The sequence below is a fragment of the Pseudomonas oryzagri genome, from assembly GCF_020831405.1.
In the GTDB taxonomy this organism is placed as follows: Bacteria; Pseudomonadota; Gammaproteobacteria; order Pseudomonadales; family Pseudomonadaceae; genus Geopseudomonas; species Geopseudomonas oryzagri.
The window spans coordinates 1-26,019 of record NZ_JAJHPU010000025.1 but is presented as its reverse complement, the minus strand read 5'-3'; the positions used below and the strand labels follow the sequence as shown (position 1 = coordinate 26,019).

At 67.1% G+C, this 26,019-nt stretch carries 28 protein-coding genes; 17 read left to right on the top strand and 11 right to left on the bottom strand.

Features of this window, described 5'->3' with window-relative positions:
- Positions 1 to 155 precede the first annotated feature (155 nt).
- Positions 156 to 854 (top strand): YebC/PmpR family DNA-binding transcriptional regulator, encoded by a 699-nt coding sequence (locus LMJ29_RS09965; RefSeq protein ID WP_229605368.1) that lies wholly within the window; start codon positions 156 to 158, stop codon positions 852 to 854.
- An 81-nt stretch (positions 855 to 935) separates the two neighbouring features.
- Here LMJ29_RS09965 and LMJ29_RS09960 read toward each other — a convergent pair whose 3' ends face one another.
- The gene (locus LMJ29_RS09960; protein WP_229605367.1) at positions 936 to 1,256 is read right to left on the bottom strand and encodes a carboxymuconolactone decarboxylase family protein; all 321 of its coding nucleotides are present in this window, start codon (positions 1,254 to 1,256) and stop codon (positions 936 to 938) included.
- 209 nt (positions 1,257 to 1,465) lie between these two features.
- Here LMJ29_RS09960 and LMJ29_RS09955 point away from each other — a divergent pair, with 209 nt between their 5' ends.
- On the top strand, positions 1,466 to 1,735 hold the full coding sequence (locus LMJ29_RS09955; RefSeq protein WP_229605366.1) for a DUF3144 domain-containing protein: 270 nt from the start codon (positions 1,466 to 1,468) through the stop codon (positions 1,733 to 1,735).
- A gap of 97 nt (positions 1,736 to 1,832) precedes the next feature.
- Here the strand turns inward: LMJ29_RS09955 and LMJ29_RS09950 are convergent, their stop codons facing one another.
- Complete coding sequence (locus LMJ29_RS09950; protein WP_229605365.1) at positions 1,833 to 2,564, bottom strand: DUF2076 domain-containing protein; 732 nt, start codon at positions 2,562 to 2,564, stop codon at positions 1,833 to 1,835.
- Positions 2,565 to 2,807: 243 nt separating this feature from the next.
- Here LMJ29_RS09950 and LMJ29_RS09945 point away from each other — a divergent pair, with 243 nt between their 5' ends.
- The 4 genes from LMJ29_RS09945 to LMJ29_RS09930 all read left to right on the top strand — a co-directional run bounded on the left by LMJ29_RS09945 (position 2,808) and on the right by LMJ29_RS09930 (position 5,124).
- Positions 2,808 to 3,149 carry a zinc ribbon domain-containing protein YjdM gene (locus tag LMJ29_RS09945; RefSeq protein WP_229605364.1) on the top strand — a complete coding sequence of 114 codons (342 nt, stop codon included), beginning with the start codon at positions 2,808 to 2,810 and terminating at the stop codon, positions 3,147 to 3,149.
- Between the two features lie 89 nt (positions 3,150 to 3,238).
- Positions 3,239 to 4,255, top strand: coding sequence for a patatin-like phospholipase family protein (locus LMJ29_RS09940; RefSeq protein ID WP_229605363.1), 1,017 nt, complete (start codon positions 3,239 to 3,241; stop codon positions 4,253 to 4,255).
- Between the two features lie 77 nt (positions 4,256 to 4,332).
- Positions 4,333 to 4,749, top strand: a complete 417-nt coding sequence (locus tag LMJ29_RS09935) for a DUF3597 domain-containing protein (RefSeq protein ID WP_229605362.1) — start codon at positions 4,333 to 4,335, stop codon at positions 4,747 to 4,749.
- A gap of 126 nt (positions 4,750 to 4,875) precedes the next feature.
- Complete coding sequence (locus LMJ29_RS09930; protein WP_229605361.1) at positions 4,876 to 5,124, top strand: hypothetical protein; 249 nt, start codon at positions 4,876 to 4,878, stop codon at positions 5,122 to 5,124.
- Positions 5,125 to 5,500: 376 nt separating this feature from the next.
- On the opposite strand, the gene LMJ29_RS09925 is transcribed toward LMJ29_RS09930, so the two are convergent.
- The 6 genes from LMJ29_RS09925 to LMJ29_RS09900 form a co-directional block, all read right to left on the bottom strand.
- Positions 5,501 to 5,755, bottom strand: coding sequence for a Txe/YoeB family addiction module toxin (locus LMJ29_RS09925; RefSeq protein WP_229605360.1), 255 nt, complete (start codon positions 5,753 to 5,755; stop codon positions 5,501 to 5,503).
- Between the two features lie 6 nt (positions 5,756 to 5,761).
- Entirely contained in the window at positions 5,762 to 6,019 is a 258-nt protein-coding gene (locus LMJ29_RS09920; protein ID WP_201485412.1) for a type II toxin-antitoxin system Phd/YefM family antitoxin, read from the bottom strand.
- A gap of 84 nt (positions 6,020 to 6,103) precedes the next feature.
- On the bottom strand, positions 6,104 to 7,249 hold the full coding sequence (locus LMJ29_RS09915) for a serine hydrolase domain-containing protein (protein WP_229605359.1): 1,146 nt from the start codon (positions 7,247 to 7,249) through the stop codon (positions 6,104 to 6,106).
- Between the two features lie 125 nt (positions 7,250 to 7,374).
- Entirely contained in the window at positions 7,375 to 9,519 is a 2,145-nt protein-coding gene (gene dinG, locus LMJ29_RS09910; RefSeq protein ID WP_229605358.1) for an ATP-dependent DNA helicase DinG, read from the bottom strand.
- A gap of 88 nt (positions 9,520 to 9,607) precedes the next feature.
- Positions 9,608 to 9,979, bottom strand: a complete 372-nt coding sequence (locus tag LMJ29_RS09905) for a DUF1145 domain-containing protein (RefSeq protein ID WP_229605357.1) — start codon at positions 9,977 to 9,979, stop codon at positions 9,608 to 9,610.
- Positions 9,980 to 10,105: 126 nt separating this feature from the next.
- Positions 10,106 to 10,837, bottom strand: coding sequence for an OmpA family protein (locus tag LMJ29_RS09900; protein WP_229605356.1), 732 nt, complete (start codon positions 10,835 to 10,837; stop codon positions 10,106 to 10,108).
- Between the two features lie 136 nt (positions 10,838 to 10,973).
- Here LMJ29_RS09900 and LMJ29_RS09895 point away from each other — a divergent pair, with 136 nt between their 5' ends.
- Complete coding sequence (locus tag LMJ29_RS09895) at positions 10,974 to 11,444, top strand: YchJ family protein (protein WP_229605355.1); 471 nt, start codon at positions 10,974 to 10,976, stop codon at positions 11,442 to 11,444.
- 18 nt (positions 11,445 to 11,462) lie between these two features.
- Here LMJ29_RS09895 and LMJ29_RS09890 read toward each other — a convergent pair whose 3' ends face one another.
- Positions 11,463 to 12,017: a hypothetical protein gene (locus LMJ29_RS09890; RefSeq protein WP_229605470.1), complete on the bottom strand. Its 555-nt coding sequence runs from the start codon at positions 12,015 to 12,017 to the stop codon at positions 11,463 to 11,465.
- A 166-nt stretch (positions 12,018 to 12,183) separates the two neighbouring features.
- Between LMJ29_RS09890 and LMJ29_RS09885 the strand changes: the two genes are divergently transcribed.
- From LMJ29_RS09885 to LMJ29_RS09850, 8 genes are all read left to right on the top strand, one after another.
- Positions 12,184 to 12,681: an LEA type 2 family protein gene (locus tag LMJ29_RS09885; RefSeq protein ID WP_229605354.1), complete on the top strand. Its 498-nt coding sequence runs from the start codon at positions 12,184 to 12,186 to the stop codon at positions 12,679 to 12,681.
- Positions 12,682 to 12,684: 3 nt separating this feature from the next.
- Entirely contained in the window at positions 12,685 to 12,882 is a 198-nt protein-coding gene (locus LMJ29_RS09880) for an SEC-C metal-binding domain-containing protein (protein WP_229605353.1), read from the top strand.
- 7 nt (positions 12,883 to 12,889) lie between these two features.
- Positions 12,890 to 13,357, top strand: coding sequence for a DUF2489 domain-containing protein (locus tag LMJ29_RS09875; protein WP_229605352.1), 468 nt, complete (start codon positions 12,890 to 12,892; stop codon positions 13,355 to 13,357).
- 125 nt (positions 13,358 to 13,482) lie between these two features.
- The gene (locus tag LMJ29_RS09870; protein ID WP_229605351.1) at positions 13,483 to 16,023 is read left to right on the top strand and encodes a penicillin acylase family protein; all 2,541 of its coding nucleotides are present in this window, start codon (positions 13,483 to 13,485) and stop codon (positions 16,021 to 16,023) included.
- Between the two features lie 197 nt (positions 16,024 to 16,220).
- Complete coding sequence (locus LMJ29_RS09865; protein WP_229605350.1) at positions 16,221 to 17,357, top strand: VIT1/CCC1 transporter family protein; 1,137 nt, start codon at positions 16,221 to 16,223, stop codon at positions 17,355 to 17,357.
- A 56-nt stretch (positions 17,358 to 17,413) separates the two neighbouring features.
- Entirely contained in the window at positions 17,414 to 18,595 is a 1,182-nt protein-coding gene (locus LMJ29_RS09860; protein ID WP_229605349.1) for an NYN domain-containing protein, read from the top strand.
- Between the two features lie 118 nt (positions 18,596 to 18,713).
- Positions 18,714 to 20,069 (top strand): erythromycin esterase family protein, encoded by a 1,356-nt coding sequence (locus LMJ29_RS09855; protein WP_229605348.1) that lies wholly within the window; start codon positions 18,714 to 18,716, stop codon positions 20,067 to 20,069.
- A gap of 95 nt (positions 20,070 to 20,164) precedes the next feature.
- Positions 20,165 to 21,280 carry an AI-2E family transporter gene (locus LMJ29_RS09850; protein WP_229605347.1) on the top strand — a complete coding sequence of 372 codons (1,116 nt, stop codon included), beginning with the start codon at positions 20,165 to 20,167 and terminating at the stop codon, positions 21,278 to 21,280.
- 45 nt (positions 21,281 to 21,325) lie between these two features.
- Here the strand turns inward: LMJ29_RS09850 and dcd are convergent, their stop codons facing one another.
- Positions 21,326 to 21,892, bottom strand: coding sequence for a dCTP deaminase (gene dcd / locus LMJ29_RS09845; RefSeq protein ID WP_136489228.1), 567 nt, complete (start codon positions 21,890 to 21,892; stop codon positions 21,326 to 21,328).
- A gap of 328 nt (positions 21,893 to 22,220) precedes the next feature.
- Between dcd and LMJ29_RS09840 the strand changes: the two genes are divergently transcribed.
- Positions 22,221 to 22,430, top strand: coding sequence for a cold-shock protein (locus LMJ29_RS09840; RefSeq protein ID WP_229605346.1), 210 nt, complete (start codon positions 22,221 to 22,223; stop codon positions 22,428 to 22,430).
- 81 nt (positions 22,431 to 22,511) lie between these two features.
- Here the strand turns inward: LMJ29_RS09840 and apbC are convergent, their stop codons facing one another.
- Complete coding sequence (gene apbC, locus LMJ29_RS09835; RefSeq protein WP_229605345.1) at positions 22,512 to 23,606, bottom strand: iron-sulfur cluster carrier protein ApbC; 1,095 nt, start codon at positions 23,604 to 23,606, stop codon at positions 22,512 to 22,514.
- A gap of 270 nt (positions 23,607 to 23,876) precedes the next feature.
- Between apbC and metG the strand changes: the two genes are divergently transcribed.
- Positions 23,877 to 25,922, top strand: a complete 2,046-nt coding sequence (metG, locus tag LMJ29_RS09830) for a methionine--tRNA ligase (protein ID WP_229605344.1) — start codon at positions 23,877 to 23,879, stop codon at positions 25,920 to 25,922.
- Positions 25,923 to 26,019: the final 97 nt, after the last annotated feature.

Sequence of the window (26,019 nt, the reverse complement as noted above, 5' to 3'; positions counted from 1 at the left end):
CGCGTGAGCATAATTAAACGTGAAAGCCTTCACAACCACGCCCAGGGGGGCTCGAGAGGATTGGCAGGTGCCGGCGGGTCAGCAAGCCGTTAGAATCGCCTGATTCCCGTTCCCGGCCCGGCCCGGGACCCAACAGCCGCAGCGAGAGAACCGATATGGGCGCCCAGTGGAAAGCCAAACCGAAAGAAGCCGCCGCCAATGCCAGGGGCAAGATCTTCGGCAAGCTGGTGAAGGAAATCATGATTGCCGCACGCAACGGCGCCGACCCGGACATGAACCCCAAGCTGCGCCTGGCCGTGCACCAGGCCAAGAAAGCGTCGATGCCCAAGGACACCCTAGAGCGCGCGATCAAGAAAGGCGCAGGCCTGTCCGGCGAGGTGGTCAACTACGAGCGTACCGTCTATGAAGGCTTCGCTCCGCACCGCGTACCGGTGATCGTCGAGTGTCTGACCGACAACCTGAACCGCACCGTGGCCGAGATCCGCGTGCTGTTCCGCAAGGGCCAGCTCGGCACCTCCGGCTCGGTGAGCTGGGACTTCGACCACCTAGGGATGATCGAGGCGACCCCGGAAGGCGACGCCGATCCGGAACTGGCCGCCATCGAAGCCGGCGCTCAGGACTTCGAGCCCGCCGAGGATGGCGCCACCCTGTTCTACACCGAGGCCACCGACCTCGACGCGGTGTGCAAGGCGCTGCCGGAATTCGGCTTCACCGTGCAGTCGGCCAACCTCGGCTACAAGGCCAAGAACCCAGTCAGCCTGTCCGGCGCCGAGCTGGAGGAAGTCGAAGCCTTCCTCGAAGCGCTCGACAACCACGACGACGTGCAGAACGTCTACGTCGGCCTGGCCGGCTGACGTCCCGCTCTCCCTCCAAGGCCGCGCCGACGCCCGACGTCGCCGCGGCCTTGTCGTTTGTGGGCCGCGCCGGCCCACGCCCTAATCCTGGCCGAGGATATCGTCCGCCCAGCTCAGCGCGGCGGCCACCGTGGGGAAGCCGAGCGTACTGGTCAGCGCGAGCAGGGCATGGCGGATCTCCGCGGCGTCGGCCCCGGCATCCCGCGCACGCAGCACGTGGCTGTGCACCGCGCCCTCGGAGCGGATCGCCGCCGCGGCACCGAGTCGAATCAGGTGGAGAGTGCGCTCGTCCAGCGGACCGGCGTTGTGGGCGGCGCTGCCCAGCGCCTCCACGGCGGCGAAGTAGTCCGGATAGTTCTGCTGGATGCGCGAATAGACGTTCTGCGCGGGCTTGCGGTCCATGACGGGCTCCTCACCTGGCCGACCGAACCCCTTCATTGTCGGCGCAAACCCGGCACCCCGCCAGAAAGCGGCCGGTCAGGCGCTGGCACGATATCTGCTGGATCACTCGCAGCGGCGGCCCCACTCCCCAGCCACGGCGCGTACCCTCGCCGCCCCTGGGCCAAGCGGTCCGCCACCATTCCTCCCAGCCAAGCCAGCAGGATCAGAAGATGACCCAGACCGTAGACATGGCAATTTTCGACATGGCCGACGAATTCATCGACGTTGCCAACCGGTTGCTCGAAGATGAGCACAAGGATCTCGGCAAGATCAGCGCCGCGATCCGCTACGCCGCCGCCCGTTTCAGCGCCCACGAGGCGGCCTGCCGCTCGGCCGACCTGGCCGCCGACAAGGACAAGGCGCGTATCTGGTACACCGAGCAGTTCGAGCGGATGGTGACGGAGAACCTCGACCAGCACGTCGAGATGTCGCAAAGCTGACAAGCGGGACGGTCAGCGAAAGGACGAGCAGGAAGGACAAGGTGGAAGGACTTCCCGCGCCGGGCGCGGGAAGCATCGAGGGACGTAATCGCCTGACTCAGACGAAGTCCTCGTCCTCGCCACCGTCGAAGAAGCCACCCCCGTCGTCGCCGCCGAAGAAGCCGTTGTCGGCGTAGTTCTCTTCCGGCGCGACCTCCTGCTCATGGGCCGCCGGCTGCTCGCTCGCCTCGGCCGGGGTCTGCTCGGCGACCTTTTCGGCCTCGTCGCCTTGGAACATGTCCATCAGCAGATTGCCCAGCACCATGCCACCGGCCACACCGGCCGCGGTCTGCAGGGCACCGGAGAGGAAGCCGCCGCCCTGCTGGGCATAGGCGCCGCGCTGACCGAAGCCCGGCTGCTGGCCAAAACCCGCGGACTGACCGAAGCCCGCCGGCTGGCCGAAGCCATTGCGATTGCCCACGGCCGGCTCGTGCCAGCCGGAGCGAGCCGGCTGCGCGCTGGCCGCCGCGCTAGCCGGTTGTACCTGCGCCTGGCTGCGGCTGCCGAACAGGCCGGCGAGAAAGCCGCCGCTGCCCTGCTGCGGTGCGCTCTGCACGCGCTTGAGGGATTCGATCTGCGCTTCCAGCTCCTTGACCCGCGCATCCAGCTGCTGGATGGCGTTTTCCTGCACGATGATCGCCTGGGCCATGTAGTACGGGGCGGCCGGCTGACGGGCGACGTGCTCGTTGATCAACGCTTCGGCCTGGGCCTCGCGCGGGGCGGATTGCCCTTCGGCATCGCGCAGGCGGGAAAACAGGCCATCGATCAGGTTTTTCTCTTCAGCGTGCATGCTTGACTCTTCTGTGGTTGCCGCAAGATGGTTGGCATCTTCGGAATCCGCCCGGACGATGTCAAAAGCGAGCTTTTGCAAATCGTTACGCGCCGGATTCCCGTCCCAGAGCGCCCGCCCGGCCCGCTCTCGGACCGCCGGCGAACCCTCGACGCTCCACCTTTGGTCAGCCGCTGACCAACAACCTGCAAAAACCTTATATAATTCGTGCTCTTTAGTATTTTTCGAACATGAGGTTTCGTCATGAGCTCCCTGCCGCCCTGCCCCAAATGCGCTTCCGAATACACCTACGAGGACGGCGCGCTGCTGGTCTGCCCGGAGTGCGCCCATGAGTGGTCGGCCGACGCCGCCGAAGCGCCGGTCGAAGGCGAGAAGGTGATCCGCGACTCGGTCGGCAATGTCCTCGCCGACGGCGATACCGTCACCGTCATCAAGGACCTCAAGGTCAAGGGCTCCTCGCTGGTGGTCAAGGTCGGCACCAAGGTCAAGGGCATCCGCCTGTGCGATGGCGACCACGACATCGACTGCAAGATCGACGGCATCGGCGCTATGAAGCTCAAGTCCGAGTTCGTCAAGAAGGTCTGATCCCTCTGTGCCGGGGCTGACATCGGCGTGACATTGGAATAGGTTTTGCTGGATAGATCCTCCATCTGCGGCAGCCACAGGGTCACGCCATGCTCTTTCGCTCGCGCAAGCAGCCCCCGCTCAACCTCGCCCTGCAAGGCGGCGGGGCACACGGCGCCTTCACCTGGGGCGTGCTCGACGCCCTGCTGGAGGACGGACGCCTCGACTTCGAAGGTATCAGCGGCACCAGTGCCGGCGCGATGAACGCCGTGGTGCTGGCCCACGGCCTGCTGCAGGGCGGTCGCGACGGTGCCCGGCAGGCGCTGGCAGACTTCTGGCAGGCAGTGGCCGGCAGTGCACCGCTGATCAGCGCCGCCGCCGATGCCGAGAACGGCAGCCTGCCGGCCAATGTGCGGATGATGCTGTACTGGATGCAGCAGCTCTCGCCGCAGCAGTTCAACCCGTTGGACATCAACCCGCTGCGCGACATCGTCAGTGCGCAGATCGACTTCGAACGCCTGCGCGCCGCCTGCCCGCTCAAGCTGTTCATCGCCGCCACCCATGCCAACAGCGGCCGCCTGCGCCTGTTCCGTACCCAGGAGCTGAACGCGGCCAGCGTGCTGGCATCGGCCTGTCTGCCGCACCTGCACCATGCCGTCGAGATCGACGGCGAGCCCTACTGGGACGGCGCCTACGCGGCCAACCCGGCGGTGTTCCCGCTGTTCTACGAGTGCGCCTGCGCCGACATCCTGCTGGTGCTGCTCAGTCCCTCCGCCCAGGACGCCTGGCCGCACACGACCCAGGAAATCCGCCGCCGCTCCCAGGAGCTGGCCTTCACCTCGACCTTCCTGCGCGAGATGCACAGCCTGGCCCGCGCCCGCGCCTATACCGGCGGCACGCTGCTGCCCCTGGGCCGCCTCGAACGCCGCCTGCAGCAAGCCAGATTCCACCTGATCGCCGCCGACGAACTGATCGGCCGCCTGGCCGCCGAATCCAAGCTGACCACCTGCCTGCCGTTCCTCGAAATGCTTCGCGACCAGGGCCGCATCCACGCCCAGGCCTGGCTGGCCGAGCACCATGGCGCCGTGGGCCGGCGCTCGTCGGTGGATATCGGCCGACTGTTCTGAGGCATGCCCTGCCGGCAACCGCGCACGTCGTGGTCTATGCTCCCTGACTCCCATCCCCACCACAGGAGAGCACCGCCATGGGCCTGTTCAGCAAGATTCTGGAAAAGCTCGGCTTTGGCGACGAGGCACAGGCCGCACCGGCCACTCCAACCACACCAGCCCAGCCAACCGCTCCGGCAGGCGGCGCCGCCTCCAGCCCGGCCCCTGCAGGCAGCACGACGCAGGCACTGCCACTGGTCGACGTGGAGGCCAAGCTGGAAAGCCTCGCCGCCGCCCATCCGGAACAACTCAACTGGAGAGTGTCGATCGTCGACCTGCTCAAGCTGCTGGGAATGGACAGCAGCCTCAGCGCGCGCAAGGAGCTGGCCAGCGAACTGGGCTGCCCGGCGGACAAGCTGGCTGACTCGGCGCAGATGAACATGTGGCTGCACAAGGCCGTGCTGCAGAAACTGGCCGCCAACGGCGGCAACGTGCCGAAGGAACTGCTCGACTGAAGTTCGGCGCCACCAGTCCGGCGCACGCACGAGCTGCCAGCACCCCATGGCGGCATGGGTATAATGCGCTACCGTGCGCCGAGGCCTGGCGACGCAGAACCTCTCAACCGCTATTCCGGATCCACCATGACGTCAGAAACCCAAGCCCCCGAGGCCACCCCGGCCGCCCAGGACGAGCAGACCACCGCTGCCGCGGCTCCCGCCGAAGCCGGCACCCCCGAGGTGCCGGCCTTCCGCTTCCCCTTCTCGCCTGCCACCTACGCGCCGAAGAACGGCGACGACCAGCCCTGGCATCAACGCGGCAACAAGAGCAATCACGACAAGCGCCCGCACACCCCGCCGCGCGGGACGCGACGGTCGATGGGCAAGCGCTGAGGGCTCTGTTCAAGCGCCCCTATGCGGAGGGTTGCAAGCGGCGCGCCTGCGTAGGGCGCGAGCGGCGGCACGCTCGTCGGTCTGACGCCGGTGTTGTTTCAATTCACGCGCCCGCCGGGGGCGCGCGCGCTCTTGGGGCCGCCGCCAAGGCCATGGCAGAACGGCCAGTTCCCCCTGTCTGAAGTGCTCGCAGAGCAACTGCCAGTCGCAGCAGTCAGAATTGGTCGTGGAATGGGCGAAAGACTGCCGCATGGGGAAAATCCTTTTCCGAGAAGCGCCTGCAGGTCGCGGAATACGGCGCAGCCGCCGCTACATACCGATCAGCGATGGCAGGCTCTCTGCTGCGCAGAAGGCCAAAAGATGCCGGACCAGACGTTCAGTAGTGATACCGGCACATGACGATCTGCAGCGCATCGCCATCGACCGTGTAGACCAGCCGATGCTCCTCGCTGATGCGTCGCGACCAGAAGCCGCTGAGGTTGTGCTTGAGGGGTTCCGGCTTGCCGATGCCGCTGAACGGAGTGCGCTGGGCGTCACGGATCAGCAGGTTGATCCGCTTGAGTCCCGCCTTGTCGTTTTGCTGGAACCACAGGTAGTCGTCCCAGGCATCGGGCGTGAAGAGGACGTTCAAGCCCGATCACTCTTCGTCGATCAGTTGCTGCGCCTGGGCCTTGCCAGCCCGCAGGCTGTTGATCGACTTGATCAAACGCTCGGCATTGGCCGGCGAGCGCAGCAGATAGGCGGTTTCCTCGAGTGCGTTGTAGTCAGCCAGGGAAATCATCACCACCGGCTCGCCCTTCTGCCGGGTCACCAGGATAGGGGTACGGTCGCTGTTCACGCGATCCATGGTTTCCGCCAGATGCTGGCGGGCAGCGGTGTAGTTGATGGTCTGCATGCTTGTCTCCTGTAGAGCCATATCAATGTACAGAAATACGTACAGAATAGACAATGAGCTCGGCAGACGACAACCAGCGACCCGCTACAAACACGCCCCCACCACCCTTGCCAGCCGTTGCGCCCGCGGATCCATCAGCACGTACGGCCCCAGGGTGTTGACGACGAAGCCGAAGGCCAGTTCGCGTTCGGGGTCGGCGAAGCCGATGGAGCCGCCGGCACCAGGGTGGCCGAAGGCGTGGCGGCCGAGGCCATAGGTGGCGTTGGCCACGTGCGGCTGGTCGAGCATCAGGCCCAGCCCCAGCCGAGTTGACGTCAGCAGGGTGCGGTCGTCGCCCAGGCTGTGCTCGCGAGTCATCTCGGCGAGCAGGGCGCTGTCGAGCAGGCTGCCGTCGAGCAGGCCCGCGTAGAAGCCGGCCAGGCTGCGCGCGTTGCCGTGGCCGTTGGCCGCTGGCTGCGCCATGCGCCGCCACTCCGGCTTGTTGGTGCTGGTCATAATCGACGGCGGGTTGGTGAAGGCGCGGGTGGTCATGGCCTGTGGCTCGCGCATCATGGCGTTGAGCACGCGCTGGGCAGCCGCGTCACCCAGATTGCCCTTGCCGCGCGAGATATGGGCGACGCGATGGAATTCGCTGTCCGGGAGGCCGATGTGGAAATCGAGGCCCAGCGGCTTGGCGACGCGCTCGACGATCGCCGCACCGGGATCACGTCCGCTGGCGCGGCGGATCGGCTCGCCGACCAGCCAGCCATAGGTGATCGGCGCGTAGCCGTGGCCGTCGCCCGGCGTCCACCAGGGCTGCTCGGCGGCCAGCGCGGCGGTCATGGCGTCCCAGTCAAAGAGGGCTTCCGGTGGCAGCGACTGGCGGATCGCCGGCAGTCCGGCGCGGTGGCTGAGCAGCTGGCGCAGGGTGATGTGCTGCTTGCCGGCGGCGGCGAACTCCGGCCACAGCCGGGCGAGCGGCGCGTCCAGCTCCAGCTTGCCTTCGCCGACCAGCTGCAGGGCGGCCACCGCGGTGAACGCCTTGGTGCAGGAATACAGGTTGAGGATAGTGTCGCTGTGCCAGGGCTCGAGCCCTTCCTTGTCGGCCATGCCGGCCCACAGATCGACCACGGTCTCGCCGCCGACCTGCACGCACAGCGCGGCACCACGCTCCTGCGGGTCGGCGAACAGTTCGGCGAAGGCCTCGCGGACCGCCTCGAACCGCAGGTCGAAATAGCCGTGGATGTGCATGGGTAACTCCTGTCTGGCTGATTCGCTTGGCGCCGGGCAGCGCTCTTCCGGCGTGCGCCGGCAAGCGCAGGGCTTCGTCTGTCTGGCGCCGCGAGCGCCCCGCCCACGGCGTGCCGTCGCTTCGCTCAGTCGATCTGTCGGCGGAACGGCGGCAGGGTATTGAGGATGGCCTTGCCGTAGCGCTGGGTCACCACCCGGCGGTCGAGCAGGCTTACGGTGCCGGTGTCCTGCTCGGTGCGCAGCAGGCGGCCACAGGCCTGGATCAGGCGCAGCGAGGCGTCGGGCACGGCGATCTCCATGAACGGGTTGCCGCCGCGCGCCTCGATCCACTCCGACAGCGCCGCCTCGACCGGATCGTCCGGCACGGCGAAGGGAATCTTGGCGATCACCACGTGCTCGCACCAGGCGCCGGGCAGGTCGACGCCCTCGGCGAAGCTGGCGAGGCCGAACAGCACGCTGGGCTCGCCGTCGTCGACGCGCGCCTTGTGCTTGTTCAGCGTCTCCTGCTTGGACAGGTTGCCCTGGATCAGCACGCGCTTGCGCCAGTCGCGCTCGAGGCCGTCGAACACGTCCTGCATCTGCTTGCGCGAGGAGAACAGCACCAGGCTGCCGCGCGCGCCTTCGAGCATCGCCGGCAGCTCGCGGACGATCGCCGCGGTGTGCGCGGCCGCGTCGCGCGGGTCGGCCTTGAGGTCGGGCACGTGCAGCAGGCCGGCCTCGGTGTAGCGGAACGGGCTGGGCACCACGGCGGTGGCGGCGTTCTTCGGCAGGCCCGAACGCATGCGGTAGCGGTCGAAGCTGCCCAGCGCGGTGAGCGTGGCCGAGGTCACCAGGGCGCCGTAGGCGACGTTCCACAGGTTGCGGCGCAGGGTCTCGGCGGCGAGGATCGGGCTGGCGTTGACCTCGATGTCGTGGTAGCTGCCGCTCTCGGCCAGGGTCAGCCAGCGCGCCATCGGCGGGCTGTCCTCGGGGTCTTCGACGGTGAAGGCGGTCCACAGCTCCCAGTTGCTCTGCGCACGCGCCAGCAGGCTGCCGAACAGCGGGTACCACTCCTCGGCCTGGTAGCTGGTCACCCCGGCGCTGCCGTCGCCGTCCATCGCTTCCTTGAGGATGTCGCTCATCCGGGTGAACTGGTCGGTCAGGCGATTGAAGCCCTTCTTCAGCTCGATGCCCATCTCGCGCAGGTGCTCGGGCACCACTCCGCCGACGAAGCGGTGGCGCGGGCGGTCGCGGCCTTCCATGTCCTCGCCGGCGCGGAAGTCGCCGAGCTCCTCGCAGGCGCTGTAGACGAACTGCTGATGGGTACGCAGCTCGCGGGCCAGCTCCGGCACGCTCTCGACCAGGCGACCGAACTCGCCGGGCAGCGGGTTCTGCGCCAGCAGCTTGGTCAGGTTGCGGGCGATCTGCTCCAGCCAGTCGGCGGTGGAGCGCAGGCGGGTGAAATGGGCGAAGTGGCCGATGGCCTTGTCCGGCAGGTGGTGGCCCTCGTCGAACACGTAGAGGGTCTCGCCGGGCGCCGGCAGGATGGCGCCGCCACCGAGGGCCAGGTCGGCCAGCACCAAGTCGTGGTTGGTGACGATGACGTCGACCTTGGTCATGCCCTCGCGCGCCTTGTAGAAGGCGCACTGCTGGAAGTTGGGGCAGTGGCGGCCGGTACACTGGGTATGGTCGGTGGTCAGCCGCGCCCACTGGGCGTCGTCGACGGCCTCCGGCCAGGCGTCGCGGTCGCCGTCCCAGCGGCTGGCGGCGAGGTGCTCGATCATCTTGTTGAACAGCTTCTGGCTGTCCTCGTCGACGTCGATGCGAAAGCCTTCTTCCTCGAACAGCTGGGCGGTGGCGCCCTGCGCGGCGCCTTCCTGCAGCAGCAGGTCGAGCTTGGACAGGCACAGGTAGCGGCCGCGCCCCTTGGCCAGGGCAAAACTGAAGGACAGGCCGCTGTTGCGCGCGAGGTCGGGCAGGTCCTTGAAGACGATCTGCTCCTGCAGGGCGACGGTGGCGGTGGCGATCACCAGGCGCTTGCCGGCGGCCTTGGCCGCCGGAATCGCCGCCAGGGCGTAGGCCACGGTCTTGCCGGTACCGGTGCCGGCCTCGACCGCCACCACGGCCGGTTCGCCCTGGCGCTTGCCCTCGTCGTCGACCGGAATGGCACCGAGGCCCTTGGCCACCTCGGCGATCATCAGGCGCTGGCCGTAGCGCGGCTTGAGGCTCTTGGCCTCGAGGAAACGGCTGTAGGCGCCCTGGATCTGGGACTTGAGTTCGGTGCTGAGCATGGCGGGCGCGCGCTGGATATACGTTCAGTGATCGAAATGGCGGCTATGATAGCGCGCCGCTCGCCTGCGCGCTGAACGGATGTCCGGATCAGGCAGGGATGCTGTCGACGACGCGCTCGGCGGGACTATCGGCGGTTGCCTCGATGCTCGTCTCGGAAGCAGGTTCGCAACTGGCTTGCACCGGTTGCTCGACTACCGTTGCAAGCACAGGCGCGGGCAACGCATCCAGGTAGAAGGCGCCGAACAGCAGCACCAGCAGGCGGTCGCGGGTCGGCCGCGGGCTGGCCAGCAGGCGCTCGTGACACGCCCAGAGGTGCAGCAGATGCACGCCGAGCACGGCCGCGCCGGCGAGGTCGAGCAGCAGGGCGAACGGCGCGGCGAAGGGCGTGATCAGGTTGACCAGTACGCCCAGCCAGAACGGCACGGCCAGCAGGCGACCGAGGGTGGTCAGCAGTTTCATCGTCTTGGGATGTCCGCGGGAATCAGCGCGCACCATAGCGGCAGCCATCGGGGCTGCCAAGAGCGTCTCGTCACGCGGCAGGCAACGAGGGAGCCTCACGCCCCCTCGTCACGACCCAGCTCACGTTCAACGATCCACGTAGATTTCCACCCGGCGGTTCTGCGCCCGCCCTTCCGGGGTGCCGTTGTCCGCAACCGGCTTGCTCTCGCCGAAGCCTTCGGAGGACAGCTTGTCGGCCGGTACGCCCTTGCTGCTCAGATAGTCCGTCACGCTGGCCGCGCGCCGTTCGGAAAGGCCCTGGTTGTAGGCATCGCTGCCGGTACTGTCGGTATGGCCGGCGACCTTGATCGCCACCACGTCGGCACCCGAGAGTTTGGCGACCACGGTGTCGAGGGTATCCATCGAGGCCGGAGTCAGGTTGGCGGAGTTGGTGGCGAACTGCACTTCGCCCAGGTCGCTGAGCACGATGACCTCGTCCTGCGGCGCGGGCGCCGGAGGCGTCGCCACCGGCTCGGGATACTGCGGCAGCGGGCAGCCGTTGTGGCGCACCGGGGTATTGGGCGGAGTGCCCTGGCAGCGGTCGCGGCGGTCGAACACGCCGTCGTCATCCTCGTCGCCATCCTGGGCGTAGCACAGCAGGCCACCGATGATGACACCGGCCGCAGCGCCGCCGCCCGCCGCGGTCGCGCTTTCCGTGGCGCCGATGCCACCGCCGACCAGGCCGCCGAGCAAACTGCACCAGGGCCAGTTCTTCTGGTTGAGCGGGGCATCACCGGTGCTGGTGGTGGACGCGCAACCGGCCAGAACACTGCTGACCAGAAGAAGGGGTAACGCCGTGCTTGAGAATGAGTTTCCCATGTCGTCTTTCTCCTTTTGCATCGGCCTTGATATACCGATTAGCAGCAAGTAAAGACGGGGCGTCACATCTCCGCCAACTGGCATCGGTAGCGCCGTTGCGGCTAGGCTAGCGCCTCCTTTTTGACAGGCCCGCTCCATGACCGCCACTCCCTGCCCCTGCGGCAGCACCCTCGTCCTGGCCGACTGCTGCGGCTGCTATCACGCCGGCGCCCTGCCCGAAACGGCCGAGGCGCTGATGCGCTCGCGCTACAGCGCCTATGTGCTCGGGTTGATCGACTACCTGATCGCCACCACCCTGCCCGCCCAGCAGAGCGGTCTGGACCGCGCCGCCATGGCGCAGTGGAGCGCGCAGAGTCGCTGGCTGGGGCTGAATGTGGAGGAGCATCAGGCACTCGGCGGCACGCCGGAGCGCGCGCGGGTGACCTTCGTCGCCCGCTGGCAGGATGCGAGCGGCGAGCATAGCCATCGCGAGTGTTCGGATTTCGTCAGGGCGAACGGCCGCTGGTATTTCGTCGACCCGACCGTGACGCTCAAGGCCGGGCGCAACGATCCCTGCCCGTGCGGCAGCGGGCAGAAGTTCAAGAAGTGCTGCGCGGCGTTGCTGTAAGGCGCCGTACGACCCGCCTCACAGCAGCTTGAGGTGCGAGGTGTCCGGCGGCGGAGCGGCCGGCGCGGCCTTGGCCTGGCCCATGTCGCTGCCCACCGGCGCCACGCTGAGCTGACTCAGATCGAGGTTCGGTGCAGCCGGAGCGGGACGGGCGTCCTGCAGATCGACGCCGACCGGTGCCAGACCGAAATCCGGAGCGCTGACGTCGCGGAACGCCGCCATGTACTCGTCACGCGGCGCCACCTTGAGGGCAGGAAACTCGCCGCCGAACGCCGAAGCGCTCGCGGCCGGCGCGGGGGCCGGACGGGGTGCAGCCGCGACCGGCACCGCCGCCGGCGCAGGAGCGGGAGTTGCGGCCGAAGCGACCGCCGCCTGGGCCTGGCCGACCGGGCAGACCTCGACCCGCGCGCCGGCGCGCTCGAGGGTCTGCCGGTACTTGTCGGCGCTCGCGGCGTCCAGATTGCTCTTGATCACCACGCGCCGGCCGGAGAACAGCGCGGCGATGCGCTGCGGGTCGGCCTGGAACAGCCGGGCCAGATTGGCCTTGACCTGCTCCAGCTCGGCGCCCGGCATCAGTTCGCCGGCGAAGGCCACTTCAAGAAGATTGCTCAACCGTCACACTCCTGTCCTTTTTCCCGCGCAGTATGACGCGGATTTTTTCTGCAACATGCCAGTAACAACAATACGTTGCAGCGCCGTACACGATTGTTACACTCGGGTCATCCATTGGAGTGATGGCATGTTTTACCCCAAATCGACAACAAGAAACCTGGGCCTCCTGCTCCTCCTGTTCGCCGCCTCCCTGTCGAGCGGCTGCGCCACCTGGCTGGGGGGCGACTTCAAGGCCCCCGACGTCCGACTGCTCAACGTCGACGTGGTCCGTGCCCGTCTGCTGGAACAGGAGTTCATCCTCAGCTTCCGCATCGACAACCCCAACGGCACCAATCTGCCGGTGCGCGGCCTCGATTACACCGTTTTTCTCAATGACGTGAAGCTGGCAAGCGGCGAATCCTCCACCTGGTTCACGGTTCCGGCGCATGGGCACGAGGAATTCACCGTGCCGGTCAACACCAATCTCTGGCGGCACATGAAATACATCGTCAAACTGTTGGAGAAGCCCGACAAGCCCATCCAGTACCGTCTGGAAGGCGCGGTGAAAACCGGGCTGATGTTCGGCCGTCGCATCAAGCTGGTGCGTGTCGGCCAGATAGTTCCCGGCGAATACATTCCGGAGTGATTGATGAATCAGCAAGCCCACGTGCATGGTCCCGACTGCAACCACGACCACGACCATGACCACCACGAACCCCACGTCCACGGCCCGCACTGCAACCACGGCCACCAGGAGCCGGTGCGCAACCCGCTGAAGGACGTCGGCCGCAACGATCCCTGCCCGTGCGGCAGCGAAAAGAAATACAAGAAGTGCCACGGCGCCTGAGCCGCCGATGAGCGCCCTGTCCATCGGTCTGCTGCTGGCCGGCGCGGTCGTGGTGCTGGTGCTGGGCAGTTACGCCCTGCACCTGTGGCGCCGGGTGTGGGCCCAGCAGAAAGCCTATTCGGCGGCCGAAAGCGAGCGCCAGCACCGCCTGCACGACGACCTGCGCGTCCTCGCCGCTAGCCTGCTCGACGAACAGATGCCGCTGATCGAAGGCGCCATCCGCATCAAGGTCCTGCTCGACAACTACGACATCGCGCTCAGCAGCGACGAGCACTGCCAGGTCTTCCACACGCTGTTCGACGCCACCTCCGGCATCCCCACCCACGCCGCCTGGAAGCAGCTCAGCGCCGCCGAGCGGCGCGCGCACGAGCGGCACTTCAGCGAGCTGGAGCTCAAGCACAAGGCCGCCGCCCGCAAGGGCGCCCGCTGGCTGCTCGACGAAGGTCTGCAGCAGCCGCTCGCCAAGGCGAGCTGACCGTCGCCCGCCCCGCCCGGCATCTTGTCAGGCGCCGGCGCGCCCCCTAACGTAGCGCCTTTTTCCGGCACGGCCCGCGCCGCCGTGCTGAACTGGTCCTGCCTGCCCGCCTCCGGAGCCCCGTCATGTCCTCGCGTTCGTTTCGTCCTCTCGCCCACCTGGCGGGCGCCGCAGCCCTGACCTCGCTGGTCAGCCTGAGCGGCTGCCAGACCTGGCTGGACAACCGCTACCAGGACAGCCTGCCGCCCGCCTCCGGGGTGCAGCCGCTCAAGGGGCTGGCCGACACCGTGTCGGTACGGCGCAACGCGCTGGGCATGCCGCTGATCGAGAGCCGCAACTACCACGACGCACTGTTCGCCATGGGCTACGTGCACGCCAGCGACCGCATCGGCCAGATGGTCGGCCTGCGCCTGATGGCCCAGGGCCGCCTGGCCGAGATGACCGGCCCCGGCGTGCTGGAGATCGACCGCTTCATGCGCGCGGTCGATCTGCGCCAGAGCGCCGACATCCTCTACAAGAACGCCTCGCCGCGCCTGCGCAAGTTCTTCGAGGTCTACGCCCGCGGCGTCAACGCCTGGCTGTACCGCCACCGCGACGCCCTGCCGATGGACCTCGCCGCCTCCGGCTACCGCCCGGAATACTGGAAGCCGGAAGATTCGGTGCTGGTGTTCTGCCTGCTCAACTTCGCCCTGTCGGTCAACCTGCAGGAAGAGGTCGCCAGCCTGGCGCTGGTGCAGAAGGTCGGCGCCGACAAGCTGGCCTGGCTGCTGCCGACCTACCCGGACGAGCCGCTGCCGGTGGACGAGACCGACAAACTCAAGGGCCTCAAGCTCGGCGGACAGATCCCCGGCCTGGCCGCCCTCGACGGCGCCGCCGGCCAGCTCGCCGCGCTCGGCCTCACCGGCTTCGCCGCCTCCAACAACTGGGCGATCGCCCCGCAGCGCAGCCGCAGCGGCAAGACCCTGCTGGCCAACGACCCCCACCTGCCGCTGGCGCAGCCCGCGCTGTGGAGCTTCGTGCATCTGCGCACGCCGAAATACCAGGCCGCCGGCGCCTCGGTGCCCGGCATCCCGGCGGTGGTCGCCGGCTTCAACGGCAAGCTCGCCTGGGGCATGACCATGGTGATGGGCGACACCCAGGATCTGTTCCTCGAGCAGGTACGCCGCCAGGGCAACCGCCTCGAATACCTCGCCGACGGCAAGTGGCAGCCGGTCCGCGAGCGCCAGGAGACCTTCTTCGTCAAGGGCGAGCGCCCGCTGCGCGAGACCATCCTGGCCACCCGCAACGGCCCGCTGCTCAACAGCGTGCTCGGCGAGCGCAAGGACCCGCGCCAGCCGATCGCCCTCGCCAGCGGCTACGGCCTGGCGCTGAAGACCGGCATGTTCGAGGCCGACCGGAGCCTCGACGCCTTCTTCGACCTGTCCCGCGCGCAATCGGTGGAGGACGCCCACGAGCCGGTGCGCAATATCCGCGCCCTCGGCCTCAACATGCTGTACGCCGACGCCCAGCACATCGCCTGGCAGGTCACCGGCCGCTATCCCAACCGCAAGGGCGGCCGCGGCCTGGTGCCCTCGCCCGGCTGGGACGGCCAATACGGCTGGGACGGCTATGCCGATACCATGCTCCATCCCTACGACCAGGACCCGATGCAGGGCTGGCTGGGCACCGCCAACCAGCGCACCGTGCCCGGCGGCTACGGCGTGCAGTTGTCCAACTCCTGGTACTACCCGGAGCGCGCCGAGCGCATCGCCGAACTGGCCGGCGCCGGCAGCCGCCACGACGCGCGCAGCATGATCGCCATGCAGTACGACCAGCAGACGCCGTTCGCCGCCAAGCTCAAGGCGATGTTCGCCGACCCGGCCATCGCCCAGCCGCTCGCCAAGGCCATCGACGCCCTGCCCGGCGGCGAGCGCGACAAGGCGCGCGAGGCCCTCAAGCGCCTGCAGGCCTTCGACGGCCGACTGAGCGCGCAATCCGCCGACGCCGCGCTGTACGAGATGTTCCTCCAGGAGAGCGCGCGGCAGACCTTCCTCGATGAGCTGGGTCCGGAAGACAGCGCGGCCTGGCAGGGCCTGGTGGAGATCGCCAAGCTCAGCTATTCGGCGCAGGCCGACCACCTGCTCGGTCGCCAGGACAGCCCGTTCTGGGACGACGTGCGCACGGCGCAGAAGGAAGACAAGCCGGCGATCCTCGCCCGCAGCCTGGCCGGCGCGGTGGCGCGCCTGGAAAGCGAGCTGGGCGGCAACCGCAGCGCCTGGCAGTGGGGCAAGCTGCACCGCTACCAGTGGAACAGCGACGCCACCCGCCTGGCGCCGTACATGGGCGCCAGCCAGCGCGCCAGCCTGGCCACCATCAAGGACTACCTGGACCGCGGCCCCTACCCGGCCGGTGGCGATCACAGCACCCTCGACGTCTCCGCCTGGCTGTGGGGCAAGGACTTCGACACCTGGCTGGTGCCGTCGATGCGCATGGTGGTGGACTTCGGCCAGGAGGAGCCGCTGCAGGCGGTCAACAGCTCCGGCCAGTCCGGCAATCCGGCGAGCAAGCACTACGCCGACGGCATCGACGCCTGGCTCAAGGGGCGCTACCAGACCTTCCCGTTCCAGAGCCGCAACCTCGACCGCGCCTACGGCAACCAGCGCCTGCTGCTGACGCCGAGTCGGTAAGGCGCGGCAGGGGCCAATGCATTCGACCAGCGGCCACCGACCTGTCTTTGGCAACCTCCGGGGCCGCGTTACGGCCCATGGCGAATGAATTCGCCCCTACGGCCCTTCGGGCGCGCCCACGCAGCCGGGAGGGAGCGCCTTCCGGCCGCCGGGCTGGCTAAACTTCGGGGATATACCCGGATCGCCGAGGCAGCCCCATGTCCAGCGCAAGCCAGGCCCAGCTCGAACGCTACCGCCGCAACCTGCAGGGCGAGATCGACAGCGCCGCGCTGTACCGGGCCCTCGCCCAGTGCGAGCAGCGTCCGGAGCTGAGCGAACTGTACCGCCGCCTGGCCGCCATCGAGGAACGTCACGCCAACTTCTGGCGCCAGCAATTCCAGCAGCTCGGCGCGACCCCGCCCACCCTGCCGGCCGGCTGGCGCATCCGCGTGCTGATCCGCATCGCCCGCCTGTTCGGCCCTGACTGGGTGGTCGGCGCCGCCGCCTCGCTGGAGCAGATCGACCGCTGCCAGTACGACGACCAACCGGAAACCTGCGATACTGGCATGCCCGGCCAGGAGCGCTCGCACGCCCGCCTGCTCAGCGAGCTGGCCCGCGGCCGGCGCAACACCTGGAACGGCCGCCTGTTCGCCAGCCTGGAGGGTCGCCACGGAGCCGGGGGCGGCAACGCCCTGCGCGCCGCGGTGCTCGGCGCCAACGATGGCCTGGTGTCCAACCTCAGCCTGGTGATGGGCGTGACCGGCGCCGCCTTCAGCGCCGACGCCCTGCTGCTCACCGGCCTGGCCGGCCTGCTCGCCGGCGCCTGCTCGATGGCGCTCGGCGAATGGCTGTCGGTACAGAACGCCCGCGAGCTGTACGAGCTGCAGATCGCCACCGAGCGCGACGAGCTGGAAATGGTGCCCGACGAGGAGGCCGAGGAACTGGTGCTGATCTACCGCGCCAAGGGCCTCGACGAGCAACGCGCACGGGCGATGGCCGAGGGCATCATGGCCGACAAGGGGCGTGCGCTGGACACCCTGGCGCGCGAGGAGCTGGGCGTCGATCCGGACGACCTCGGCGGCTCGGCCTGGCTGGCGGCGATCACCTCCTTCGTAGTGTTCAGCCTCGGCGCGCTGCTTCCGGTGCTGCCCTTCCTGCTCCTCGAAGGCCCGGTCGCGGTGTTCGCCTGCGTCCTGCTCAGCGCCACCGGGCTGTTTCTGATCGGCGCGCTGGTCACCCTGTTCACCGGCCGCGGCCTGCTCGCCTCGGGCGTGCGCCAGATGGCCTTCGGCCTCGGCGCGGCGGTGATCACCTACGGCCTGGGGCACTGGCTGGGGGTAACGGTGGGCGGCTGAGTCGTGAAATACTCAGAACACCGTGAAGATAACTATCCTTATTGCAAGAAGGCATCATGGATCGATCCAAAATCGCACTATTCATCGACGTTGAAAATCTGACTCACTGGCTAAAAAACAATGGCCCTGACCTGCTGATCACCGAGCTCAGCGCAATCGGCCAACTCATCGTTCGACGCGCCTATGGCAACTGGGGCAACCCTTGTGTGCAGGGCTTTCAGAGCGAACTTAACCGCTTGGGCTTCGAGCTGATCCATAATTTCCATCCGGTCAGCAAGAAGAACTCCTCGGACATTCAGCTGACAATCGACGTCATCGACTACGCCCACAATCTGCCGGGCATTCAATGGTTCGTTCTTGCGACTGGTGATTCAGACTTCTCTCCACTATTTCGCAAACTCCGCGAAATGGGTAAGGAAGTTATTGGCGTCGGCCCGAAATCACCTCTCAGCGAAAGCGTGAAAACCTCCTGTTCGAAGTACATTTATACCAACGCCGAACAAGCGACCAGCAAGAAGGAGCTGCGCTCGAATACCGACGACGCCATGGATCTGGCGGAAAAAATCCTCCGCGCCGCCGACCAGACGCTACCGCTCTCCACCCTGAAAAACGGCATGCTTAGCGTCGACAGTGCCTTCAACGAACGCGACCTCGGTTATCGTTCGTTCATCGAATTCCTCAAGGCCATCGACTCGATTGAGGTCGCTCAAGACGGCAAGAACAAATCTTGGACTGCAACGCTGAAAAATAGCGACCTGACTGCAGAAACCAGGGAAGAAAACCCCCAGGACGCGCTGGTAAAGGTCTACGAGAGACTGCTGAGAAGAAAGCAGTGGCGCCTCGTCTCCAGTAAGGCTCTCAACGAGGTTTACCAGATAACACGCACCTATCCGAACCAGAGCAAGGAACGCATTGCCGAAGAAATCCAGAAGCGTAGCGAGACAATTACCAGCGTCGAAATCAACAAAGCGTTGACCATTCTGGTTCGCTCCCGCGTTCTCAAGATCAGCGGTTTTAGCGAGTCGGGGGAAAAGCTGTGGCAAATAGACCAGGACCTGGATCTAGCGCGAACAGTTGATGTCGCCATGCTTTCCCGACTTTTCTCGGCCTGCCGGGAAAACCACACCAAGATCGACAAACTTTCACTACGAGACCTGCTTTACGGGAAGTATGACAACGCTGTTCTCGAACCCCTTATCGAGCAGGCATCGGCCCACATGGAAAAAACCGAAGCCTGAGATCTGCGCCCGATACTCGTCTCAGCCCCCAACGATTGAGCCTGAAGCACTGACCTGCGACATTCCGAAGGCTACGCTTTCCCTGACGCGCCGCTACCGTGGCGCGTCGGGAGGTCCCATGAAAGAGCATGTGCACCGGGCAAGCGACGCCGAGCGCCTGGCGCTGCTGCGCCGTCACGCCGAGCCATTGCCGCCGGCGGATAGCGACGAATTCGCCGCGCTGTTCGACCGCTACGCCGACGCCCGCGTGGTGCTGATCGGCGAGGCCAGCCACGGCACGTCCGAGTTCTACCGCATGCGCGCGGCCATCACCCGCGCACTGATCGTGCGCCACGGCTTCGCCATCGTCGCCGTCGAGGCCGACTGGCCGGACGCCGCGCAGATCGACCGCCAGGTGCGCGGCCAGCAACCGCCCAGCTGGCAGACGCAGGCCTTCCAGCGCTTCCCGACCTGGATGTGGCGCAACCAGGAAGTCGCCGAGTTCTGCACCTGGCTGACCGGACACAACGCAGCGCTGCCCGCCGAGCAACGCGTGGAGTTCCGCGGCCTCGACGTGTACAGCCTGAGCGCCTCGATCGGAGCGGTGCTCGCCTATCTGGAGCGCACCGCCCCCGACGAGGCGCAGGCGGCGCGGCGCCGCTACGACTGTCTGAAGCCCTGGGAAAACGCCCCCACGCTGTATGGACGCAACGTCCTGCACGGCCAGCACTCCTGCGAGGATGCGGTGGTCGAGCAGCTGCGCGCGCTGCTCGAACAGCGCCTCGCGCATCTCGGCGAGGGCGGCGAGGCGTTCTTCGACGCCACCCAGAACGCCCGCGTGGTGCAGGCCGCCGAGCAGTACTACCGGGCCATGTACCACGGCTCGGTGGCCTCCTGGAACCTGCGCGACCAGCACATGTTCGACACCCTCGAACGCCTGCTCGAGCACCGCGGCCCGGCCGCCAGGGCGGTGGTCTGGGCGCACAACTCGCATATCGGCAACGCCAGCGCCACCGCCATGGGCTGGGCCGGCGAGTTCAACATCGGCGAGCTGAGCCGCGACGCCTGGGGCCGCGAGGCGGTGCTGATCGGCATGGGCACCGACCGCGGCACAGTGGCGGCGGCCGACAACTGGGACGAGCCGATGCGCATCAAGCAGGTGCGCCCCTCGCGCTCCGACAGTTGGGAGCAGGTGTTTCTGCAGGTCGGGGTTCCCGCCTCGCTCACCGACTGGCGTGAGGACGCCCCGCGTGAGGGCGCCCGACGTGACGACGCCCGCGACGAGCTGCGCGACGCGCTGGCCGACACCCTGCTGCAACGCGCCATCGGCGTGATCTACCGGCCGCAGAGCGAGCGGCAGAGCCACTACTTCGAGGCGGTGCTGGCCGAGCAGTTCGACGCCTGGCTGTGGCTGGAGGAAACCCGCGCAGTCACCCCGCTGGATGGCGAAGCGCCGTGCAGCGGCGAGGAAGACACCTATCCTTTTGGAGAGTAGGGGGAAACGCTGCGCACTTCCCCTGCCCATGCCGAGACGGGCCGCCCCAGCCCTCCCGACCTGCCGTTATCCGACCTCTTCGCAAGGGAACCGCCATGTCGAATACCCCCTCCCAGGCCTGGTCCGGCCCGCTGCTCACCGTGCTGATCCGCGGCGGGCTGATCGTTGTGCTGACCCTGTTCTGCTTCCGGGTCACCCGCCCGTTTCTCGACCTGCTGCTGTGGTCGCTGATCCTCTCGGTCACCCTCTATCCGCTGCACTGCCGGCTGCGGGACAAGCTGGGCAACCGCGAGGGTCGCGCCGCCACCCTGGTGGTGCTGCTGTGCATCGCCGTGCTGCTGGTTCCGGTCTACCTGCTCGGCGCCTCGCTGGCCGAGTCGGTGCAGAACGCGGTGACGGCCCTGAAGGGCGGCGACATCCACATCCCGCCGCCGGACGCCTCGGTCGCCGGCTGGCCGCTGATCGGCGAGCGCCTGTACGCCGTCTGGCAGCAGGCGGCGGTCGACCTGGCGGGACTGGTCCAGCAGCTGATTCCGAAGATCCGCGAGCACGCCCTGGGCATCCTCGGCGCGCTGGCCGGCATGGGCGCCGCCTTCCTGGTCTTCATCGGCTCGCTGATCATCGCCGGGATCATCATGGCCTTCGGCCGCGAGGGCCATCGCAGCGCCCAGCGCATCGCTTCACGCATCATCAGCACGCAGAGCGAACGGGTGGTGGTGCTGTGCACCGCCACCATCCGCGCCGTGGCCCTCGGGGTGATCGGCATCGCCTTCATCCAGATGCTGCTGATCGGCGTGGCCTTCGTGATGATGGGCATTCCCGGCGCCGGCCTGCTGGCGTTGGCGATCCTGCTGCTGGGCATCATGCAGGTGCCGGTGACCATCCTCACCGTGCCGGTGATCGCCTTCGTGATCGTCACCCAGGGCGCCAACTTGGAAACCATCGTGTTCGCCGTCTGGACCCTGATCGCCGGCCTGTCCGACAACGTGCTCAAGCCGCTGCTGCTCGGCCGCGGTCTTGAGGTGCCGATGCCGGTGGTGCTGATCGGCGCCCTCGGCGGCATGGTGGACAGCGGGGTGATCGGCCTGTTCGTCGGTCCGGTGATCCTCGCCGTCGCCTACAAGCTGTTCTGGGAGTGGGTGGAGAATCCGGCCCATGGCGATCCACCGGTCATCGCCACCGGCGCGGCGCCCGCCGAACGGCAGGCATGAAAAAGCCGGACACGAGGTCCGGCTTCTGGTGACGGGGGGCAGGCCTCAGGCCTTGGGCAGGGTCACCCCGGTCTGCCCCTGGTACTTGCCGCCGCGGTCCTTGTAGGACACCTCGCACTCCTCGTCGGACTGCAGGAAGAGCATCTGCGCCACGCCCTCGTTGGCGTAGATCTTCGCCGGCAGGGTGGTGGTGTTGGAGAACTCCAGGGTCACGTGGCCCTCCCACTCGGGCTCGAGCGGGGTGACGTTGACGATGATGCCGCAGCGCGCGTAGGTGCTCTTGCCCAGGCAGATGGTCAGCACGTCGCGCGGGATGCGGAAGTACTCGACGGTACGCGCCAGGGCGAAGGAGTTCGGCGGGATGATGCAGACGTCGCCCTTGACGTCGACGAAGCTCTTCTCGTCGAAGTTCTTCGGATCGACGGTGGCCGAGTGGATATTGGTGAACACCTTGAACTCGTCGGCGCAGCGCACGTCGTAGCCGTAGCTGGACACCCCGTAGGAAATCACCCGATCGGAATCGGCACCGCGCACCTGGCGCTCGACGAAGGGCTCGATCATGCCGTGCTCGAGGGCCATGCGGCGAATCCACTTGTCCGATTTGATGCTCATGGCGGGTGTCCTGATTAGGCTGTGCGGAAAAATCGAGCGCGCATCTTACCGGGGCGGGCCGCCCGGTTCAAAGGCCTGCCGATGGCGGGCGAACGGGCGAATGCGCCCCTGCTGCCGGTCGGCCGATGCGAGAAAATACAAATTAAAGCTCGTATCTTGGAAAAAAAGGCGTATGGTGGCCACGCTGCTGCTGCATGTGTCACCGTGAATCGCTACATGTTTAGATTTCGATCCAACCATCGCTACGACTCCTAACTCCTTGCGCTCAGTTCCCGGTTCGGGACTTCCCCGTGCCTCTTTCACCTCATTCACTGCAAGGAGACATTCCATGTCCAATCGCCAAACCGGTACCGTCAAGTGGTTCAACGATGAGAAAGGCTTCGGCTTCATCACCCCGCAATCCGGTGACGACCTCTTCGTGCACTTCCGCGCCATCCAGGGCAACGGCTTCAAGACCCTGAAGGAAGGCCAGGCCGTTTCCTTCGTCGCGACCCGCGGCCAGAAAGGCATGCAGGCCGAGGAAGTTCAGGTTATCTAACCTGTTCCATCCCGCAAAAAGCCCCGCTCAGGCGGGGCTTTTTTATGCCTGCGATTTCTCGCCGCTGCCCGCGCTTGCGGATCAATCCTCGCTGATGCTGATGCTCGGCATCGCCGGCGCGGCGGCGGCCAGGCGGGCGATGCGCGCGCCGACCTTGCGCGCCAGCTGCTGGTAGAGCATGGCGATCTGACCGTCCGGCTCGGCGATCACGCTCGGCTTGCCGTTATCGGCCTGCTCGCGGATGGTCATGGCCAGCGGCAGCGAGGCCAGCACCTCGACGCCGTACTGCTCGGCCAGCCGGGCGCCGCCGCCTTCGCCGAACAGGTGCTCGGCATGCCCGCAGTTCGAGCAGACGTGCACCGCCATGTTCTCCACCACGCCGAGCACCGGGATGTTGACCTTGTGGAACATCTCCACGCCCTTCTTGGCGTCGATCAGGGCCAGGTCCTGCGGCGTGGTGACGATCACCGCGCCGGCCACCGGCACCTTCTGCGCCAGGGTCAGCTGCACGTCGCCGGTGCCCGGCGGCATGTCGACCACCAGGTAGTCGAGGCGGTCCCAGGCGCTCTGGGTGATCAGCTGCAGCAGCGCGCCGGAGGCCATCGGCCCGCGCCAGACCATCGGCGTGCGCTCGTCGGCGAGGAAGGCCATCGACATCACCTGCACGCCGTACGCCTCGAGCGGCACGAACCACTGCTGGTCCTTGACCTGCGGGCGGGTGCCGTCGGCGATGCCGAACATCAGCCCCTGGCTGGGGCCGTAGATGTCGGCGTCGAGGATACCGACCCGCGCGCCCTCGCGGGCCAGCGCCAGCGCCAGGTTGGCGGCGGTGGTCGACTTGCCGACGCCGCCCTTGCCGGAGGCCACGGCGATCACGTTCTTCACCCCGGCCAGCGCCTGCACCTGCGCGGGCACCTGGTGGGTGGGAATCACGCAGTCGACCTGCACGGCGGCCTCGGTCACCCCGGCCAGGTTCTCCAGCCCGGACTTGAGCAGCTCGGCCCAGCCGGCCTTGAACAGCCCTGCGGCGTAGCCCAGCTCCAGGCGCACGCGCACGCGGCCGCCGTCGATGCTGACATCGCGCAGGCAGCCGGCGCTGACCGGGTCCTGATCGAGATGCGGATCAAGGTACTGACGCAGGACCGCCTCGACGGCGGCGCGGGTGACGGCACTCATGGGTGACTCCCGGGGCAATGGTTGAGCGAAACAGGTGGCTATCCTACCCGACGACGGGCCCACGCGGAGCCATAGGGTGGAAAACTCGCGCAGCGATTTTCCACGCGGTGATCACCGACCATGCCGCTGCGCCATGGTGGGAAAGGCCTACGGCCATTTCCCACCCTGCGCATACCCCGCACGCAGCGCAGCCAGCCCCACGGATGAAAAAAACCCTCCGGCCCGATATAGTTGCCGACTTCCCTCGTTTTGCCAGTGCAGCCGATCATCATGTCCGAGCCCCGCCAGATTCTCGTTACCAGCGCCCTGCCCTACGCCAACGGCTCCATCCACCTGGGCCACATGCTCGAGTACATCCAGACCGACATCTGGGTGCGCTTCCAGAAGCAGCGCGGCAACCAGTGCGTCTACGTGTGCGCCGACGACGCCCACGGCTCGGCGATCATGCTGCGCGCCGAGAAGGAAGGGATCACCCCGCAACAGCTGATCGACGGCGTGCAGGCCGAGCACAGCAGCGATTTCGCCGACTTCCTGGTGAACTTCGACAACTTCCACTCGACCCACTCGGAAGAGAACCGCGCGCTGTCCGAGCTGATCTACACCCGCCTGCGCGACGCCGGGCATATCGCCACCCGCTCGGTGACCCAGTACTTCGACCCCGAGAAGGGCATGTTCCTCGCCGACCGCTTCATCAAGGGCACCTGCCCGAAGTGCGCCGCCGAGGACCAGTACGGCGACAACTGCGAGAAGTGCGGCGCCACCTACGAGCCGACCGAGCTGAAGGACCCGCGCTCGGCGATCTCCGGCGCCACCCCGGTGCTCAAGGACTCCAAGCACTTCTTCTTCAAGCTGCCCGACTTCGAGGCGATGCTGAAGGAGTGGACCCGCAGCGGCACCCTGCAGGACGCGGTGGCCAACAAGATCGCCGAGTGGCTGGACGGCGGCCTGCAGGAATGGGACATCTCCCGCGACGCGCCCTACTTCGGCTTCGAGATCCCCGACGAGCCGGGCAAGTACTTCTACGTCTGGCTGGACGCGCCGATCGGCTACATGGCCAGCTTCAAGAACCTCTGCGCGCGCCGTCCGGAGCTGGACTTCGATGCCTTCTGGCAGAAGGATTCCAAGGCCGAGCTGTACCACTTCATCGGCAAGGACATCGTCAACTTCCACACCCTGTTCTGGCCGGCGATGCTCGAAGGCGCGGGCTTCCGCAAGCCGACCGCGGTCAACGTGCACGGCTACCTGACCGTCAACGGCCAGAAGATGTCGAAATCGCGCGGCACCTTCATCAAGGCGCGCACCTACCTCGACCACCTCAATCCCGAGTACCTGCGCTACTACTACGCCAGCAAGCTGTCGCGCGGCGTGGATGACCTCGACCTCAACCTCGAGGACTTCGTGCAGAAGGTCAATTCCGACCTGGTGGGCAAGGTCGTCAATATCGCCAGCCGCTGCGCCGGCTTCATCCACAAGGGCAACGCCGGGGTGATGGTCGACGCCAATCCCGAGCCCGAGCTGTGGGACGCCTTCCAGGCCGCCGCCCCGACCATCGCCGAAGCGTACGAGCAGCGCGACTTCGGCCGCGCCATGCGCGAGATCATGGCCCTGGCCGACTGCGCCAACGCCTGGATCGCCGACAAGGCGCCGTGGGCGCTGAACAAGGTCGAGGGCAAGCAGGCCGAAGTGCAGGAAATCTGCGCCTTTGGCGTCAACCTGTTCCGCCAGCTGGTGATCTTCCTCAAACCCGTGCTGCCGAACCTGGCCGGCGCCGCCGAGGCCTTCCTCAACGTCGCCCCGCTGACCTGGCAGGACCACGCGCTGCGCCTGGCCGACCACCCGCTCAACCCGTTCACCCCGCTGATGACCCGTATCGAAACCGCGAAGATTGACGCCATGATCGAAGCCTCCAAGGAAGACCTCGCCGCCCAAAGCACCCAGGCCGCCGCCCCCACCGGCAATGGCGAACTGGTCAAGGAGCCGCTGGCGGCGGAAATCAACTTCGACGCCTTCGCGGCGGTGGACCTGCGTATCGCGCTGATCGAGAAATGCGAGTTCGTCGAGGGCGCCGACAAGCTGCTGCGCCTGACCCTGGACATCGGCGACGCCAAGCGCAACGTGTTCTCCGGCATCAAGAGCGCCTACCCGGACCCGAGCAAGCTGGAAGGCCGCCTGACCCTGTACGTGGCGAATCTCGCGCCGCGCAAGATGAAGTTCGGCCTGTCCGAAGGCATGGTGCTGGCCGCCGGCCCCGGCGGCGAGGAGATCTTCCTGCTCAGCCCGGACGCCGGCGCCAAGCCGGGCCAGCGCGTGCACTGATCGCTGCTCGACATTGATGGCTCCCACGCCCCGCGCTCGGCGTTATACACAACCGCCATCCAGCGCTGATCGAGCTGCCAGAGCTGTCACAAATTCC